Here is a 19,634-nt window from a genome sequence, read left to right as displayed (position 1 = left end):
TGTTGTAGATTTTCTTTACTACTAATATTTCTCGCTTATTTAAGCCGTTTACTAGTATATATAATTTTTAATGATTTTGCAACACATAACCTAATACCATCAACGTTTTCGGACATTTCGAACAATTAATGTTCAACTATAAAATATAAAAGCAGTCTCAATAGTTCAGAGACTGCTTTTATAAGTTATAGAAAGAACACACAAGCGATCCAGCCAAAAATAACAAGTGGAATGTTTATAAAGATAAACGTCGGTACACATGTATCCCAAATATGATTATGCTGTCCATCAACATTTAAGCCGGCAGTCGGTCCTAGCGTTGAATCTGATGCAGGTGAACCTGCGTCTCCTAATGCGCCTGCTGTACCTATTAAACACAGTATCGCTAAAGGGCTCATACCTAGTCCTTGAGCTAAAGGAACAAATAAGGTTGCAATAATCGGCACAGTAGCGAATGAAGAGCCTATTCCCATTGTTACAATTAATCCGATTACTAACATGATGAATACCGCTAAGCTTTTATTCCCCTGAAGGATAGCTAGAGAGCTTGTAATTAAAGTATCTACATCACCCGTCGCATTGATAACTGATGCAAATCCATTTGCTGCAATCATTACAAAGCCAATAAACGCCATCATTTTCATACCCTCAGATAAAATCTCATCTGCCTCTTTCCATTTAAGAGCACCTGTGAAATACATAATCATTATCCCTGCAAAGGCTCCGACAATCATAGAATCCGTACTGATTTGTGCCCATAGCGAAACAATTAGCGCGATAACAGTCGAAATCATAACCGATTTACTTACCTTCACATTTAAAGATGTTGTTTCAACTTCATTATCTTGATATTTGCGAGGTTTGCGATAAACAAAGAACGCTATAGCTAATCCAAGCAACATACCCAAGATAGGAATGGCCATTGCTGCTGGAACATCACTTGCTTTTGCAACCATGCCAGCATTCGTAACTTGCGTTGACACAATCTCTTGGAAAATAGCTCCGAAGCCAGCTGGCACAAAGCTATACGTACCAATCAAACCAACCGCAATCAATGTTGCTATAATTCTACGATCCACTTCAAGCATATTTAAAACCTTTAAAATAGGCGGTATTAGTAATGGGATAAAAGCAATATGAATCGGGATTAAATTTTGAGAGAAAATCGCCATCATAAAAATAAGAAGAAAAATTAATACTTTCACTAAGCCCTTCCTATTACTAGAACCATTTTTATTTAACATGTTCAAAATACCCGATATCATCAACTCAGGTATTCCCGTCTTAGAGATTGCTATAGCAAATCCACCAAGTAAGCCATAGCTTAGCGCGATAGTGGCACCTGCACCTAATCCTTCTGTAAATGACTCAACCGTTGCTTGAATACCCATACCACTTGCTAAGCCTCCTGCAAAGGCTCCTAAAACAAGAGAAAGGACTACATTGATCCGAAGCAAACTTAATATTAACATGACAGCTACTGCCACAATTACCGCATTCATAAAGACACTTCACTTTCACACACTAGATTGTTAATATGTTAAACTTTAATATTCTGACAAACGAAAGTCAAGCAGTTTTTATTCATTACAAAAAGCCCGAAAAGTATGAAATCTATCCTGCCACGTCACATTAACAAAAAAACAGCATGATCTCTATAAGATCACACTGTTTTTTGGAGTTTCTACCTATTTAATAGTCTATAGAGACTCTCTGATGACTTTTTTATAATAACCAACTGAAAGCACCGCAAAGATCGCATATAACGCTATATAACAGCTCATAGCAATCCATAACGGGGCTGTTAACTCCGTACCAAATAAAAACCATCCTGATTTCACCGCAAAATAACTATGGAGGAGTCCAATCAATAATGGAACACCAAAGTTAAACGCTTGTTTCATAAAGATTCCCTTCATAATATCTCGTTCTGAAAAGCCTATTTTTCTTAAAATCGTATATGCTCCTCGTTCCTCTTCTGCTTCAGACATTTGTTTAAAGTACAGGATGCTACCCGTTGTCATTAAAAATGCTAAACCTAAAAACGCCGTTGTAAAAATTGTTAACCCAAGGGATTCAATATTACTTTTACGCTCTGCTTCAAATGAATCGATAATATAATTTTGGGTATTCCCATCAGTGTCTATAATAGATATAACATTTGCGCTCGTTTCTTTATATAATCTCTCAGCTAGCGCTAAGTCTGTTTTTGACTGTAACGTAATAGAAGTTTGTTTATGCCAAGGAAAAAGCTTTGCTTGAGTAGACAATTTGTCAAACAGTGTGTCTGATACTACGAAAATCGGTCCCCCGCCTCCAGCAGTTATTGTTCCACCAATAATACTTTCATCATGAATCGCTTTGACATGCAATGTTTCTTCAAGATCACCTGCAGACACTACTAAATCTCGATCCTTTGCTAAAGGAAACATCTCGGCCATATAGCCTCCGTAGTTTGTTAAAATCACATCATTACCCGAAATTGATGCATTTGGTGTTTTGTGTTGATAATCAGATAGTGGAATCGTGTATATCGTCCCTTTCATATTATAAAAAGGGCTATCTTGTTGTTCATCAGCCATTAATTGAGCTATTGAAGCTGTAACTCCTTGTAAACGATATTCAACTTTGTTATAAGCTATATTATTTTCCTCTAGCTTATTTAAAAAGGCCTGACCTTGATCCTCATGCAAAATATAATCTCCAGGTACTTGGCTATAGGCTGATGCTTCTGAAGAATAATACGAAATATATGATAGTGTTGTAATCCCAAGAGATACACCTGTTAAAACGGTAATAAGCGTCAATGATTTAGCATTACTTTTCATGCGATGCATAATCGGTGTTAATGCTAATACATCATGGACAGACAGATGGCCATTTTTCTTTAAACGGATGGTATTCATTATAAATGCCACGGAGAAACGAAAAACTAGGAACGTTCCACCAATTGTAGTAGCCAAAATAATAATCATATTTAAAAATAGATTGCCTGCAGTATTAATATCAAATAGCTTTGTTGATGCATAGTAGCCATATGCAATGAACACTAGCCCTAAGAAGCCGATAACCATCTGTAATGGATTGAATCGTTTCACACGCTCATCCGCTTGTTTAGCAGCACTAAATAATGATAGTAGCGAGACACGGTGGATCATCCATGTCATTTGTATCAAGACAACTACTAATAAAATAGCGAAAACGAAGATTGATTGCTGTAATGCCTGTGTACTAAAGGTCATAGTCACAAGCGTTTCTTTTTCAAGTAGACGCAATAAAATCATTGCGATTAAGCGGGAGCTAAAGAAACCTACTAGCATCCCTACTACGACAGCTCCGACAAATAATAAAATACTTTCTAACGCCAATAATCGTACAATCAGGCCCTTCGTCATCCCAATTAGCTGATATAAGCCAATCTCTTTACTACGACGCATCATAAATAAATGGTTAGCATACAAGACGAAAAATAAAATAATAAAGTACAAAATATACGTTGCAGCTTTAAAACCAGCTGATGCTGTGCCACTCTTCTGGACCGTATTGAAAACGTCACCATTATGCTGTAATGTCACAAAGGAAAAATAGAGTGTCACACTGAAAATAAGTGCGAAAAAGTATAAATAATAATGCTTCATATTTTTCTTCATGCTTCGGAATACAAGCTTACTAAGACTCATAACCGTCACCACCTAGCACACTTTGCGTATGCATGATTTCTTGGAAAAACGCCTGTCTAGTCTTATCACCTTTATACAATTCACTGTAAATAAGCCCATCCTTTAAAAACAAAACACGTGTACAGAAACTTGCAGCCACCGCATCATGTGTGACCATCATAATCGTCGCCTTTTTAGTTTCATTAATGCTTTGTAAGTTTTTCAGCAATGCTGTTGCTGATTTTGAATCGAGTGCACCGGTAGGCTCATCTGCAAAAACCATCGATGGATTTGTAATTAAAGCTCGAGCAGCAGATGTTCGTTGCTTCTGGCCACCTGATATTTCATTCGGATATTTATTTAAAATATCTGCAATGCCTAGTAGATATGTCAGCTCCTTCACTCGACTTTCTGCAACAGCTTTAGGTAGCTTCCCAATAGCTAATGGCAATAAAATATTTTCTTTGACCGTTAACGTATCCAATAAATTATAGTCTTGGAATATGAATCCGAGCTGCTCACGACGGAAATTAGCTAACGCCTTTTCCTTCATACCGCGTAAACTTTGGCCATTTATTTCAATTACACCTTCCGTTGCAAAGTCAATTGAACACAAAACATTTAATAGTGTCGTCTTGCCTGAGCCTGATGGACCCATAATGCCAACAAATTCACCTTCATTTACTTCTAAATCTATACCTTTCAGCACTTCTTGCACCGTTGATTTTTTACCATATACTTTTTTTACTTTACGTCCAATTAAAACTGCCACAGGTTAACTCCCCTTTCTATACTACAAGTGTACCCCGTCTGCTTATTCTTTTCGTGCGTTTTACATGACAATATAAAAAGGTAGGTGACAATTTCGTCATCTACCTGTTAGTTTGACATATTCATTTTGTAATGGAAATCGTAGCGTAAATATCGAGCCTTCTCCTACAACTGACTGCACGCTAATTCGCACGCCAATTTTTTGAGCAATATTCTGTGCTAAATACAGACCCATACCAGTTGATTGTGCAGATTCTCTTCCTGCCGTACCTGTATATGATTTCTGAAAAATTCGTGGTTTATCCTCTTTACGAATACCTATACCCGCATCCTTAATATGTAGCAAAGTTGCCCCAGTTGAATCAATTTCCGTAAAAATAAAAATCTCTGTATTTACAGGGCTATATTTTATGGCATTGGATAACAGTTGTCTAACAATGAATGCTATCCATTTACTATCTGTCATGACTACTTCCGTTAATTCTCCTACATCGAAGCCAATATCTTTTTCTAAACACCAAGCCTGCATTGCACGGATTTCTTTATAGACAACTGTCCGTAGCTCAATTTCTGTTAAATAATTATCTTTTTCTATAGAAGCTAGCCGTGTTTGATGTAACTGCTGATCAACCAATAGATGGAGCCTTAACCACTCCGTCTCTAATTTTCTACGCAAAGATAAATCCTCGACATGATCTAACATCAAATTTATCGTTGTTAACGGTGCCTTCACCTCATGTACCCAAGCAAGGAGGTCATCTGAATATTCCTGTAGCTGCACCTTCGCATTATTTAGTTCGGCATCCTTATCATAGAAGACATCTTCAATTTTTTTGTAATAAGCCTCTTGAAATGGTGATAAAGCTAAACTTCGAGTATGAGGCTCATCAAGACGACTATCCACATTTCCCAGGAAATCTTTCAACTGACCGACTTCTCTTACATAACGCCATAATAAAAATAAAGAAAAAGTAACGAGCATGATAATATTCACGTACCAAATGGATATACCTACTAAACCAACATCTAAAGAAAATAATATGTTAAGAATAATAAGAAGAAACACAAAAAAACCAACCCACGCAAGCCGTTCTCTTAAAAATAATAATGCCATTTTCATTCACGTCACCTGCGTTACGGCAATATAACCAAGCCCTTTTTTTGTCACAATGACTTCATGTAAACCAATATCCTCTAGCTTTGTACGTAATCGATTAACATTTACAGACAATGTATTGTCATTGACGAAACGCTCGTCGTCCCATAATTTTCTCATTAAGTCTTCTCTCGAAACAATTTGATTAGCCTTTTCCAACAAAATACGTAAAATAAACAATTCGTTTTTAGTTAAGGAAACAAGCTCCCCATTAAACATAATCTCGCTTCGCGCATAATCGAGAACAGCACCATTAAAACGGGTAACATCCATTGCCTCTTCAACATAATCATAAGTACGACGCAAAATAGCTTGTACTTTTGCAAGTAACACTTCCATATGAAAAGGCTTTTGTATAAAATCATCGGCACCCATTTGCATGGCCATCACCATATCCATGGGATGATCTCGTGAGGATAGAAAGAGAATGGGTACTTTCGAAATATGTCGTATTTCACGGCACCAATGAAAGCCATCATATGCTGGTAATTGAATATCAATTAATACTAGTTGAGGCTTCTCTTCTATAAAATCATCCATCACCTTTTGAAAATCATTAGGACCTACCACTTGTAAGGACCATTGCGAAAAACGCTCATGAATCATTGCAAAAATTGATGGATCATCTTCTATCAATAAAACCTTCATTTCCATATACATACACTCCTTCCACAACTATATTTTAACATAAAAAACCAATCTGTAAGCGTCCCTACAGATTGGTTTTAAAATTAGCATAGGCTAAAAATTATTTTTGGATAGTAGCAACTACGCCAGCGCCTACAGTACGGCCACCCTCACGGATAGAGAATTTAGTACCTTCTTCAAGAGCGATTGGAGCGATAAGTTCTACTGTCATTTCGATGTTATCACCAGGCATTACCATTTCAACGCCTTCTGGTAAGTTACAGATACCTGTTACGTCAGTTGTACGGAAGTAGAACTGAGGACGGTAGTTAGAGAAGAATGGAGTATGACGGCCACCCTCTTCTTTAGATAAAACGTAAACTTCAGCTTTGAAGTTAGTGTGTGGAGTGATTGAGCCTGGTTTAGCTAATACTTGACCACGTTGGATATCTTCACGAGCTACACCACGAAGTAAAGCACCGATGTTGTCACCAGCTTCAGCGTAGTCTAATAATTTACGGAACATTTCAACGCCTGTTACAGTTGTAGATTTAGCTTCTTCAGCGATACCTACGATTTCAACTACGTCACCAACTTTAACTTGACCACGTTCAACACGGCCAGTTGCAACTGTACCACGACCAGTGATAGAGAATACGTCCTCTACTGGCATCATGAATGGTTTGTCAGTTTGACGTTCTGGAGTTGGGATGTAAGAATCTACAGCGTCCATTAATTCAACGATTTTTTCTTCCCATTCTGCTTCGCCTTCAAGAGCTTTAAGAGCAGAACCTTTGATTACAGGAATATCGTCGCCTGGGAAGTCATATTCAGATAGTAGGTCACGGATTTCCATTTCTACTAATTCTAATAATTCTTCGTCATCAACCATATCACATTTGTTCATGAATACTACTAAGTATGGAACACCTACTTGACGAGATAAAAGGATGTGTTCACGAGTTTGTGGCATTGGGCCATCAGCAGCAGATACTACTAAGATACCGCCGTCCATTTGAGCAGCACCAGTGATCATGTTTTTAACATAGTCAGCGTGTCCTGGGCAGTCAACGTGTGCATAGTGACGAGTTTCTGTTTCATATTCTACGTGAGAAGTGTTGATTGTGATACCACGTTCTTTTTCTTCTGGTGCGTTATCGATATCAGCGTATGATTTAGCTGTACCACCCATTTTTTTAGAAAGAACTGTAGCGATTGCAGCAGTTAAAGTTGTTTTACCATGGTCAACGTGTCCGATTGTACCAATGTTAGCATGCGTTTTTGAACGGTCAAATTTTTCTTTAGCCATTAGAGATTGCCTCCTCGAAATTGTATGTTTTATTTTTAAAATTTATAGAATGAATGCTGATAGAGAACGGGCCCATCCTCTATCCTGCAATCATAGCTTACAAATTAGTTATACTTTATGCAAGATGAAAATTCAATTATTCACCTTTATTTTTTTTGATGATTTCAGCAGCAATTGATTTTGGTACTTCTTCATAATGATCAAATGTCATTGAGAATACACCACGACCTTGAGTTGCTGAACGAAGAGTTGTTGCGTAACCAAACATTTCCGCTAACGGAACCATTGCACGAACAACTTGTGAGTTACCGCGAGCATCCATACCCTCAACGCGTCCGCGACGAGATGTAATGTTACCCATGATATCACCAAGGTACTCTTCAGGAATTACTACTTCAACTTTCATCATTGGTTCTAAAATTACAGCATCACATTGTTTAGATGCTTCTTTAAGAGCCATAGATGCAGCGATTTTGAACGCCATCTCATTCGAGTCAACGTCATGGTAAGAACCGAATACTAATTTCGCTTTAATGTCGATTAATGGGTAACCAGCTACTACACCGCGGTCAAGAGAGTCACGAAGACCTGCTTCAACTGCAGGAATGTATTCACGAGGAATTACACCACCAACGATAGCGTTTTCGAATTCAAAGCCTTTACCTTCTTCATTTGGAGAGAACTCAATCGTTACGTCACCATATTGTCCACGACCACCAGATTGGCGAGTGAATTTACCTTGAACTTTTGCAGAGCTACGGAATGTTTCACGGTAAGATACCATTGGAGCACCTACGTTAGCTTCTACTTTAAATTCACGGCGCATACGGTCAACTAAGATATCAAGGTGAAGCTCACCCATACCTGAGATGATTGTTTGTCCAGTTTCTGTGTCAGTGTGAGCACGGAAAGTTGGATCCTCTTCTTGAAGTTTTTGTAAAGCTTGACCCATTTTATCTTGGTCAGCTTTTGATTTTGGTTCTACAGAAAGAGAGATTACTGGTTCTGGGAATTCCATTGATTCAAGAATAACTAGGTTTTTCTCGTCACATAGTGTATCACCAGTAGTAGTATCTTTAAGACCTACTGCTGCTGCGATATCCCCAGCGAATACTTTAGAAATCTCTTCACGAGAGTTAGCGTGCATTTGTAGGATACGACCTACACGTTCACGTTTACCTTTAGAAGAGTTTTGTACGTATGAACCTGCATCTAATGTTCCAGAGTACACACGGAAGAAAGTTAATTTACCTACGAATGGGTCAGTCATAACTTTGAATGCAAGAGCTGAGAATGGCTCTTCATCAGAAGATTTACGTTCTAACTCTTCGTCACCATCAACTGAAGTACCTTTGATTGCTGGTACATCAACTGGAGATGGTAAGTAATCGATAACTGCATTTAACATTGGGCGTACGCCTTTGTGTTTGAATGCTGTACCACAGATTACTGGGTAGAATTCTACTGCAATTGTAGCACGACGGATAGCCGCTTTAAGCTCAGCAACAGTGATTTCTTCGCCTTCTAAATATTTTTCCATGATTTCTTCATCAACACTTGCAACAGCGTCGATTAATTTTTCACGGTATTCTTCAGCTAATTCGCGGTGTTCTTCAGGAATTTCACCTTCAGTTACTGCAGTACCTTTTTCGTCGCCGTAGAAAGTTGCTTTCATTTCAACTAAGTCAATGATAGCAGAGAACTGATCTTCAGCTCCGATAGGTAATTGGATTGGGTGAGCGTTTGCTTGTAAACGATCATGTAGAGTTCCTACTGAATACAAGAAGTCTGCACCTGTTTTATCCATTTTGTTAATGAATACGATACGTGGAACGCCGTATGTTGTAGCTTGACGCCATACAGTTTCAGTTTGAGGCTCAACACCTGATTGAGCATCAAGTACTGTTACAGCACCGTCAAGTACGCGTAATGAACGTTCTACTTCAACTGTGAAGTCTACGTGTCCAGGAGTATCGATGATGTTTACACGGTGGCCTGCCCATTGAGCTGTTGTAGCAGCAGAAGTGATAGTGATACCACGTTCTTGTTCTTGCTCCATCCAGTCCATTTGAGAAGCGCCTTCATGAGTTTCACCGATTTTGTGAATCTTACCTGTGTAATAAAGGATACGCTCAGTTGTTGTTGTTTTACCAGCATCAATGTGAGCCATGATCCCAATATTACGAGTATTCTCTAGAGAGAATTCGCGTTTCATTAGGTATTTCTCCTTCCATATTGGGCTTATGCTATGTTTAGATTACCAACGGTAGTGAGCGAATGCTTTGTTCGCTTCTGCCATTTTGTGCATATCTTCACGTTTCTTAACTGATGCACCAGTGTTGTTAGAAGCATCTAGAATTTCGTTAGCTAAACGCTCTTCCATAGTTTTTTCACCACGAAGACGAGAATAGTTAACTAGGTAACGAAGACCTAAAGTTGTACGGCGTTCTGGACGAACTTCAACCGGTACTTGGTAGTTAGAACCACCAACACGGCGAGCACGTACTTCAAGAACTGGCATTACGTTGTTTAGAGCAGCTTCGAATACTTCGATTGGATTTTCACCAGAACGTTCTTTAACTAGTTCGAACGCACCGTATAAAATCTTTTGAGAAGTACCTCTTTTACCATCAACCATCATTTTATTGATTAAACGAGTTACTAGTTTTGAATTATAAATTGGATCTGGTAACACGTCACGTTTGGAAACAGGACCTTTACGAGGCATGTGTTTTCCTCCTTTCGAATAATTATCGATTTATTTTTATACGCTGGCCTTATACGAAGTTATCACTTAACTCTAAATCAGCTAGCATGATTTGAGTTTGGTGATATCAACGTAAGACTCAACACTAATTAACACTTAACGTGTTAAATTATTTTTTTTCTTTAGGGCGTTTTGTTCCGTATTTAGAACGTGATTGTAAACGACCGTTTACACCAGCTGTATCAAGAGCACCACGTACGATATGGTAACGAACACCCGCTAAGTCTTTTACGCGTCCGCCACGGATAAGAACAACACTGTGCTCTTGTAAGTTGTGGCCTTCACCTGGGATATAAGCTGTAACCTCAATTTGGTTAGTTAAACGTACACGAGCGTATTTACGTAACGCTGAGTTTGGTTTACGAGGTGTCATTGTACCTACACGAGTACAAACACCACGTTTTTGTGGAGATTTAACGTCAGTTAAAGATTTTTTAAATGAGTTATATCCTTTGTTTAACGCTGGTGATTTTGATTTCGTGATTTTAGATTGACGAGGCTTACGTACTAATTGGTTAATTGTAGGCATCGGTATTTCCTCCCTTCATTTATTCCTTGTTAATACCACACATCCAGGTGGTTCATTTTTTGGGTAAAAACAAAGTCTTTGTGTTTTATACACAAAAACTAATCTACAGCAATAGCAACAACCGCAGCTCCAACATGGATTCCGCAGGCTTTGCCCAGTTCCTTTTTGGACTCGACAAGAATAACTGGTATACCGTTCTCTCTCGCGAAAGTTATGGCCGAATCGGTTACCCAATTGTCTGCATCAAGTGCCACAAAAAGCTCTTTCACTAAACCAGCTTGCATTGCTTTTACTGCTTGCTTTGTACCAATGATTGTTTTACTAGCCCTTACTTTATCATAAGACATTTTCATATCCTCCGAAGTACAGACAGTTAACTATCAACCTTCAATATATTATCATTATCAATTTCTACTGTCAACTAATATCTTTAAAAAGTCCGAAGAGATGCGCTTTTGCCATCTCTTCGGAGCTTAGTTAAGTTATTCAGCAGAAACTAAATCTTCTGCGTCAAGCTCATCTTTTTCAATGCGGATTTGACGATAACGTTGCATACCAGTACCTGCTGGAACAAGTTTACCAATAATTACGTTCTCTTTTAATCCTAGAAGTTCATCACGTTTACCTTTAATTGCAGCATCCGTTAACACACGAGTTGTTTCTTGGAATGATGCAGCAGATAAGAATGATTCAGTTTCTAGTGAAGCTTTAGTAATACCTAGGATTACAGGGCGACAAGTTGCAGGATTTTTGCCGTTCATAACAGCATCTACGTTTGCCTCTGAGAATTGGTGAATATCTAATAATGAGCCAGGTAATAAATCTGTATCACCAGCTTCAATTACGCGAACTTTACGAAGCATTTGACGTACCATTACTTCGATATGTTTGTCTCCAATTTCTACCCCTTGCATACGGTATACTTTTTGTACTTCTTTTAGTAAATATTCTTGAACTGTTGAAACGTCTTTTACTTTTAATAATTGTTTTGGATCGATAGAACCTTCTGTTAATACTTGACCACGTTCGATTGAGTCACCTTCGATAACTTTCAGACGTGCATTATAAGGTGCTTGGTATTTACGAGTTTCTACGTCACCTTGAACTGTAATTTCTTTTAGACCCTCACGGATTTCAGTAATATCTGAAACCGTACCAGCAATCTCTGAAATGACAGATTGACCTTTTGGATTACGCGCTTCGAAAATCTCTTGGATACGTGGAAGACCTTGAGTAATATCGTCTCCGGCTACCCCACCTGTATGGAATGTACGCATTGTTAACTGAGTACCTGGTTCACCGATTGATTGAGCTGCAATAATACCAACTGCTTCCCCAACTTCAACTTTTTCACCAGTTGCTAAGTTCATGCCGTAACATTTTTTACATACACCATGTTTTGTATTACATGTGAACGCTGAACGGATTGTTACTTCCTCGATACCTGCTTCTGTAATAACACGAGCGACATCTTGGTCGATTAAACCGTCTTTTTCTAAAATTACATCGCCTGTTTCTGGATGGAAAATCGTTTTCTTCGTATGACGACCAACAATACGTTCGTCTAACGCTTCGATTAGTTCTGTACCTTCCATTAACGCACCGATAGTTAAGCCGCGGTCAGTTCCACAATCATCTTCACGAACGATTACATCTTGTGCAACGTCTACAAGACGACGTGTTAAGTAACCTGAGTCGGCAGTTTTTAGGGCTGTATCGGCAAGACCTTTACGAGCACCATGTGTTGAGATGAAGTATTCCAATACTGTTAAACCTTCACGGAATGAAGACTTGATTGGAAGTTCGATAATACGACCAGCCGGGTTGGCCATCAGACCACGCATACCAGCTAACTGTGTAAAGTTAGACGCGTTACCACGGGCACCTGAGTCAGACATCATAAAGATTGGGTTTGTTTTCTCAAGTGACTTCATCAGTTTTGATTGAATTTCATCTTTCGCTGCACTCCAGCTAGAGATAACACGGTCATAACGCTCTTCTTCTGTAATGAAACCACGACGGAATTGCGCTTGAACTTTATCTACTTTCTCTTGTGCTACAGCTAGGATTTCGCCTTTGTCCGGTAATACCACGATGTCAGATACACCAACAGTGATACCAGCGCGAGTTGAGTATTTGAAACCTAAGTTTTTCATGCGATCAAGCATTTTAGATGTTTCAGTAATGTGGAAACGTTTAAACACTTCTGCAATGATATTTCCTAAGAATTTTTTGCGGAATGGGTTTACAACAGGTACGGATGCAAAATGTTTGCGAAGTACTGCTGAACGTTGTGCCTCTACTTTACCTTTTTCATCTAATTGGCTGTAAGCAGCATCTGCTTCAAGCTCTGCTAAAGTTTCTTCGTCAATTGTTAAGTTTACGAAGTATTTCTCTGGTGTTACTTGCTCTAAGTTGAAATCAGTAGGTTCGTTAATGAACGGGAATGATTCAGGCAAGATTTCATTAAAGATCACTTTACCAACAGTTGTTAATAAGAACATATTATTTTGTTCTTCTGTAAATGTTGGGTTGTTCAGTGAACTTGCTTTGATCGCGATACGTGTATGCAAGTGAACATGACCTGTATCATATGCGATTAAAACTTCGTTTGGTCCATAGAAAATTGAACCTTCACCACGAGCATCTTCACGCTCAAGTGTTAAATAGTAGTTACCTAATACCATATCTTGAGATGGTGTTACAACTGGCTTACCATCTTTCGGGTTTAGGATGTTTTGTGCAGCAAGCATTAGAAGTCGAGCTTCTGCTTGCGCTTCTGCTGATAATGGTACGTGAACCGCCATTTGGTCACCATCGAAGTCAGCGTTGTAAGCTGTACATACTAATGGGTGAAGACGAATCGCACGACCTTCAACAAGTGTTGGTTCAAACGCTTGAATACCAAGACGGTGAAGCGTTGGTGCACGGTTTAGTAATACTGGATGCTCACGGATAACATCTTCTAAAACGTCCCATACGTCGTTGTTTAAACGTTCGATTTTACGTTTAGCAGATTTAATATTGTGTGCAAGACCACGTTCTACTAGCTCTTTCATAACGAAAGGTTTAAATAGCTCAATTGCCATTTCCTTCGGTAGACCACATTGGTACATTTTTAAGTTTGGACCTACTACGATAACTGAACGACCAGAATAGTCAACACGTTTACCAAGTAAGTTTTGACGGAAACGACCTTGTTTCCCTTTTAACATATGTGAAAGTGATTTTAACGGACGGTTACCTGGTCCAGTTACTGGACGACCACGACGACCGTTATCGATTAATGCATCAACAGCTTCTTGTAACATACGTTTCTCGTTTTGAACGATAATGCTTGGTGCTCCAAGATCTAATAAACGTTTTAAACGGTTATTACGGTTGATTACACGACGATATAAATCATTTAAGTCAGATGTTGCAAAACGACCACCATCTAATTGAACCATTGGACGAAGCTCCGGTGGAATAACAGGTAGTACATCTAAAATCATCCACTCTGGAGAGTTGCCTGAGTTACGGAATGATTCTACTACTTCAAGACGTTTAATCGCACGTGTACGGCGTTGACCTTGTGCTGATTTTAGTTCTTCTTTTAAAGAATGTGTTTCATCTTCAAGATCGATTTTAGCAAGAAGCTTTTTGATTGCTTCTGCACCCATCGCTGCTTCGAAAGTTACACCGAATTTTTCACGGTATGCACGGTACTCTTTTTCAGAAAGTAATTGCTTACTCTCTAAGTTTGTAGCGCCTGGTTCAATTACAACGTAAGATGCGAAGTAAATTACTTCTTCTAAAGCACGTGGAGACATATCTAAAATAAGGCCCATACGGCTTGGAATACCTTTGAAGTACCAAATATGAGAAACTGGAGCAGCTAATTCGATATGACCCATACGTTCACGACGAACTTTTGCACGTGTTACTTCAACACCACAACGATCACAAACTACGCCTTTATAGCGAACACGTTTGTATTTACCACAGTGACATTCCCAGTCTTTCGTAGGACCGAAAATACGTTCACAGAATAAACCATCTTTTTCTGGTTTTAATGTACGATAGTTAATTGTTTCTGGTTTTTTCACTTCACCATATGACCAAGAACGAATCTTGTCAGGGGATGCTAAACCAATTTTCATATATTCAAATTCATTAACGTCTATCAAGGAGCCTACCTCCCTCTAGTTATAGGTCTTTATAAAGACTCTTTTACGCAGCTCGACAATCGTTTGCAAAAATACATTTTGACAAAAGATTAAAAATAGATTGATTTCATTCATAAAGAAAGTCGAGCAGGGCGTTAAATCCTGCCCGACTAATTTGAAAAATAAGTTTGACCATATTCACACGAATGTGAACTTAACCTTATCCATTATTCAAAAGACTCTACTGGCTCTTCTTCTGTTTCTGGCTGTGGCGCAATATTAAGTGCGTCAGCAGGTTGAAGATCTTCTTCTTCGTCTAGATCGCGAAGCTCTACTTCTTCATCATTGATTGTTAACATTTTAACATCCATACCAAGAGATTGTAGTTCTTTAATCAATACTTTGAATGATTCTGGAACGCCTGGCTCTGGTACGCTTTCACCTTTAACGATAGCCTCGTATGTTTTCACACGACCAACAACGTCATCGGATTTAACAGTTAAAATTTCTTGAAGTGTGTATGCCGCACCGTATGCTTCAAGTGCCCATACCTCCATCTCACCAAAGCGTTGTCCACCGAACTGCGCTTTACCACCAAGTGGTTGTTGTGTAACAAGTGAGTAAGGACCAGTTGAACGTGCATGAAGTTTATCGTCAACCATGTGTGCAAGTTTGATCATGTACATGATCCCAACAGATACACGATTATCGAACGGTTCACCTGAACGTCCATCATACAGAATTGTTTTACCGTCACGGTTCATTCCTGCTTCTTCCATTGTTTCCCATACATCTTCTTCGTTGGCGCCATCAAATACTGGTGTTGCCATATGAACACCTAAGTAACGAGAAGCCATACCTAAGTGTAACTCTAAAACTTGTCCGATATTCATACGAGAAGGTACACCTAATGGGTTTAACATGATATCGACAGGAGTACCATCTGGCATAAATGGCATATCCTCTTCCGGTAAGATACGAGAGATAACCCCTTTGTTACCATGGCGTCCGGCCATTTTGTCCCCAACGCGAATTTTACGTTTTTGAACAATGTAAGCACGAACTAATTGGTTAACACCCGGTGGTAACTCATCGCCGTCTTCACGGTTAAATACTTTAACGTCAAGGATGATACCGCCCGCACCATGTGGTACGCGTAATGAAGTATCACGAACTTCACGTGCCTTTTCACCAAAGATTGCATGTAATAAGCGCTCTTCAGCTGTTAATTCTGTAACCCCTTTAGGCGTTACTTTACCTACAAGAATATCACCATCACGTACTTCCGCACCGATACGGATAATACCACGTTCGTCTAAGTTACGAAGTGCATCTTCCCCAACGTTTGGAATGTCGCGTGTAATTTCTTCAGGTCCTAATTTTGTATCACGAGATTCTGACTCGTATTCTTCAATATGAACTGAAGTATATACATCGTCTTTTACAAGGCGCTCACTCATGATAACAGCATCCTCATAGTTGAACCCGTTCCAAGTCATGAACGCAACAAGTACGTTACGACCTAAAGCAAGTTCACCATTTTCCATAGATGGACCGTCTGCTAAAATATCGCGAGGCTTCACACGTTCGCCAACTTTTACAAGTGGACGTTGGTTGTATGAAGTACCTTGGTTTGAACGAATAAATTTTTGTAATTTATATTTTGTTAAATCGCCTTTAACTTCTTTACCGTCGACTGTTTCAATGCGACGTACATGGATTGAACGAGCTTCAACATGCTCAACAATTCCATCATATTTCGCAACTACAGCCGCGCCAGAGTCACGCGCATCTACGTGTTCCATACCAGTACCAACAAACGGAGCTTCTGGATTTAAAAGAGGAACCGCTTGACGTTGCATGTTGGCACCCATAAGCGCACGGTTAGAGTCATCGTTTTCTAAGAATGGAATACATGCAGTCGCTGCAGAAACTACTTGTTTAGGAGATACGTCCATATAGTCCATTTGAGCCTTATTGAAAACTGTGTTATCTCCACGGAAACGACCTACAACTTCATCGTTAGTGAATGTACCATCAGGATTTAATAGCGAGTTCGCTTGCGCTACATAGTAGTTATCTTCTTCGTCAGCTGTTAAATAATCAATTTGATCCGTTACTTGGCCAGTTTCATGGTCAATACGACGATATGGCGTTTCAATGAAACCAAATTTATTTACTTTAGCGAATGAAGATAACGAGTTGATTAAACCAATGTTTGGACCCTCAGGTGTCTCAATCGGACACATACGACCATAGTGAGAATAGTGAACGTCACGCACTTCGAAACCAGCGCGCTCACGCGTTAAACCACCAGGCCCTAATGCAGATAGACGACGTTTATGCGTTAACTCTGCCAGTGGGTTTGTTTGGTCCATGAATTGAGATAATTGAGAGCTACCAAAGAATTCTTTAATAGACGCAATTACTGGACGAATATTGATTAATTGTTGCGGTACGATAGCGGCTGTATCATTAATAGACATACGCTCACGCACAACACGTTCCATACGAGATAAACCGATACGGAATTGGTTTTGTAATAACTCACCAACAGAGCGAAGACGACGGTTACCTAAATGGTCAATATCATCTGTTGCCCCTACTTGGTAAAGTAGGTTGAAGAAATAACTTACTGAAGATAATACATCAGCAGGTGTAATATTCTTCACTTCTTCGTCAATGTAGGCATTGCCAATAACATTGATTTCTTTTTGAGCTTCATCTTTAGGTGCATAAATTTTAATAGATTGGATTGTTACGTCATCTTCAAGTACTCCGCCAACTTGTGATAAATTGCGGTAGCCAATGCCTTTAGAAGAATCCTCTAGGTAAGGTAAAATCTTATCTAAAGTACGACGATCTAGCACAGTGCCCTTCTCTACTAAAATTTCGCCTGTTTCTGGATCAACAAGCGTTTCAGCAATCGTTTGGTTGAATAAACGATTTTTGATGTGAAGCTTTTTGTTCATTTTGTAACGACCAACATTCGCTAAATCATAGCGTTTAGCATCAAAGAAACGAGAATATAATAAACTTTTCGCACTTTCTACTGTTGGTGGCTCACCTGGACGTAAACGCTCGTAGATTTCTAAAAGTGCTTTTTCTGTACTTTCAGAGTTATCTTTTTCTAGCGTATTACGTAAATACTCGTTATCACCGATAATATCGATAATCTCTTGATCTGAACCGAATCCTAATGCACGAAGTAACACTGTTACTGGTAGCTTACGAGTACGATCAATACGTACATATACTACATCCTTCGCGTCAGTTTCATATTCTAACCAAGCACCACGGTTTGGAATTACTGTCGCACCGAAGCCTTTTTTTCCGTTTTTATCAGTTTTATCATGGAAATACACACTTGGTGATCGAACTAATTGTGAAACAATAACACGTTCAGCACCGTTGATAATGAACGTACCTGTTTCAGTCATTAATGGGAAGTCACCCATAAATACATCTTGTTCTTTCACTTCGTCTGTTTCTTTGTTGTAAAGACGTACTTTCACACGTAATGGAGCTGCGTAAGTAACATCTCGCTCTTTACATTCATCGACATCATATTTAGGATCACCTAATGAATAATCGATGAATTCTAATGAAAGATTACCTGTAAAGTCCTCGATCGGCGAAATGTCACGGAACATTTCACGTAAACCTTCTTCAAGGAACCACTCGTAAGACGCCGTTTGAATCTCAATCAGATTTGGAAGCTCAAGCACCTCTTTAATACGCGCAAAGCTTCTACGCTGGCGGTGTTGTCCGTACTGAACTAGTTGACCTGTCAACTCATTCACCCCTCAATAAAGCGATATTAGGTCTTTGCAAAATCATCCAAATAGTGTATGATTTCGAAAGACAAAAAGAAAACGAGTCTTCAAAAGATCTCATTTTCGGTTAACTAAACTTATCTTGGCAAGTATACCCATATAAAATCATTCATATACCAAAAGGGCACACGACCTCAAAATAATATTTTTGCATTGTATCATATTATCATAGCCGTTTTGTCAAGTCAATATTTTATACATATTTCATTTATTTTTTTGCACGCACTATCCAGTATCCTTTTTTCTTCTCCACAACATCGACTTCAGAAAATTTTTCTTCTAAATAGCTAACCGTTGATGGTGCACCTTGCTTCTTCTGAATCACTACCCATAACTCTCCAGAAGTGACTAACTTATTATAAGCACCATCGTAAAAGCGGAAAACCGTGTCCTTTCCTGCGCGAATTGGAGGATTGGTTAAAATAGCTGCAGCCTTCGCCTCATCATCAACATTCGATAGTCCGTCACTGACAAATATTCGTACATTTTGAACACCGTTTACTTGCGCATTTTTTTGAGAAAGCGCAACTGCTCGTTCATTAATATCCATCATCAAAACAGTGCGCTCAGGATTTGCCTTGGCAATCGATAACCCAATTGGCCCATAGCCACAACCTACATCAAAAATCGCACCATCTACATCCGGCATTTGAAACGCGTCTATCAATACACGGGATCCAAAATCTACTTCGCTTTTACTAAATACACCTGCATCCGTTTCAAAGGAAAACGTATGCCCAAGTAACTCGAACGTCCAGTGACGAGGTTTACTTTCAGTTTGAGGCTTACTTGTATAATAGTGATCTGACATTTTCACGCCTCCTCAGAATGA

13 protein-coding genes are annotated in these 19,634 nt (G+C 39.0%); all 13 read right to left on the bottom strand.

Going from position 1 to position 19,634, the window contains the following annotated elements; genetic code table 11:
* Nucleotides 1-185: 185 nt before the first annotated feature.
* The 13 genes from ACIQXJ_RS21375 to ACIQXJ_RS21315 all read right to left on the bottom strand — a co-directional run bounded on the left by ACIQXJ_RS21375 (nt 186) and on the right by ACIQXJ_RS21315 (nt 19,613).
* The gene (locus ACIQXJ_RS21375) at nt 186-1,502 is read right to left on the bottom strand and encodes a Na+/H+ antiporter family protein (RefSeq protein WP_403057436.1); all 1,317 of its coding nucleotides are present in this window, start codon (nt 1,500-1,502) and stop codon (nt 186-188) included.
* Nucleotides 1,503-1,700: 198 nt separating this feature from the next.
* Nucleotides 1,701-3,680 carry an FtsX-like permease family protein gene (locus ACIQXJ_RS21370; protein ID WP_403057433.1) on the bottom strand — a complete coding sequence of 660 codons (1,980 nt, stop codon included), beginning with the start codon at nt 3,678-3,680 and terminating at the stop codon, nt 1,701-1,703.
* Nucleotides 3,670-4,431 carry an ABC transporter ATP-binding protein gene (locus tag ACIQXJ_RS21365; protein ID WP_403057430.1) on the bottom strand — a complete coding sequence of 254 codons (762 nt, stop codon included), beginning with the start codon at nt 4,429-4,431 and terminating at the stop codon, nt 3,670-3,672. Before ACIQXJ_RS21365 ends, ACIQXJ_RS21370 begins: the two co-directional genes overlap by 11 nt.
* Nucleotides 4,432-4,527: 96 nt before the next feature.
* Entirely contained in the window at nt 4,528-5,550 is a 1,023-nt protein-coding gene (locus ACIQXJ_RS21360) for a sensor histidine kinase (RefSeq protein WP_403057427.1), read from the bottom strand.
* Nucleotides 5,551-6,234 carry a response regulator gene (locus tag ACIQXJ_RS21355; protein ID WP_403057505.1) on the bottom strand — a complete coding sequence of 228 codons (684 nt, stop codon included), beginning with the start codon at nt 6,232-6,234 and terminating at the stop codon, nt 5,551-5,553.
* A gap of 100 nt (nt 6,235-6,334) precedes the next feature.
* Entirely contained in the window at nt 6,335-7,522 is a 1,188-nt protein-coding gene (gene tuf, locus ACIQXJ_RS21350; protein WP_173479253.1) for an elongation factor Tu, read from the bottom strand.
* 136 nt (nt 7,523-7,658) lie between these two features.
* Nucleotides 7,659-9,737 (bottom strand): elongation factor G, encoded by a 2,079-nt coding sequence (fusA, locus tag ACIQXJ_RS21345; protein ID WP_340821752.1) that lies wholly within the window; start codon nt 9,735-9,737, stop codon nt 7,659-7,661.
* 42 nt (nt 9,738-9,779) lie between these two features.
* The gene (gene rpsG, locus ACIQXJ_RS21340) at nt 9,780-10,250 is read right to left on the bottom strand and encodes a 30S ribosomal protein S7 (RefSeq protein ID WP_024364378.1); all 471 of its coding nucleotides are present in this window, start codon (nt 10,248-10,250) and stop codon (nt 9,780-9,782) included.
* 148 nt (nt 10,251-10,398) lie between these two features.
* The gene (gene rpsL, locus ACIQXJ_RS21335) at nt 10,399-10,818 is read right to left on the bottom strand and encodes a 30S ribosomal protein S12 (RefSeq protein ID WP_010860613.1); all 420 of its coding nucleotides are present in this window, start codon (nt 10,816-10,818) and stop codon (nt 10,399-10,401) included.
* Between the two features lie 98 nt (nt 10,819-10,916).
* Nucleotides 10,917-11,165 carry a ribosomal L7Ae/L30e/S12e/Gadd45 family protein gene (locus tag ACIQXJ_RS21330; protein WP_340821750.1) on the bottom strand — a complete coding sequence of 83 codons (249 nt, stop codon included), beginning with the start codon at nt 11,163-11,165 and terminating at the stop codon, nt 10,917-10,919.
* Nucleotides 11,166-11,300: 135 nt separating this feature from the next.
* Nucleotides 11,301-14,987 carry a DNA-directed RNA polymerase subunit beta' gene (gene rpoC, locus ACIQXJ_RS21325; RefSeq protein WP_403057424.1) on the bottom strand — a complete coding sequence of 1,229 codons (3,687 nt, stop codon included), beginning with the start codon at nt 14,985-14,987 and terminating at the stop codon, nt 11,301-11,303.
* 206 nt (nt 14,988-15,193) lie between these two features.
* On the bottom strand, nt 15,194-18,769 hold the full coding sequence (gene rpoB / locus ACIQXJ_RS21320) for a DNA-directed RNA polymerase subunit beta (protein ID WP_403057421.1): 3,576 nt from the start codon (nt 18,767-18,769) through the stop codon (nt 15,194-15,196).
* 241 nt (nt 18,770-19,010) lie between these two features.
* Entirely contained in the window at nt 19,011-19,613 is a 603-nt protein-coding gene (locus ACIQXJ_RS21315; protein WP_403057418.1) for a class I SAM-dependent methyltransferase, read from the bottom strand.
* Nucleotides 19,614-19,634 lie beyond the last annotated feature (21 nt).

Source organism: Lysinibacillus sp. NPDC097868 (assembly GCF_044761135.1).
Taxonomy (GTDB): Bacteria; Bacillota; Bacilli; order Bacillales_A; family Planococcaceae; genus Lysinibacillus.
Note: the sequence above shows the minus strand (reverse complement) of the source record. Positions and strands in the feature narration are given on the sequence as shown.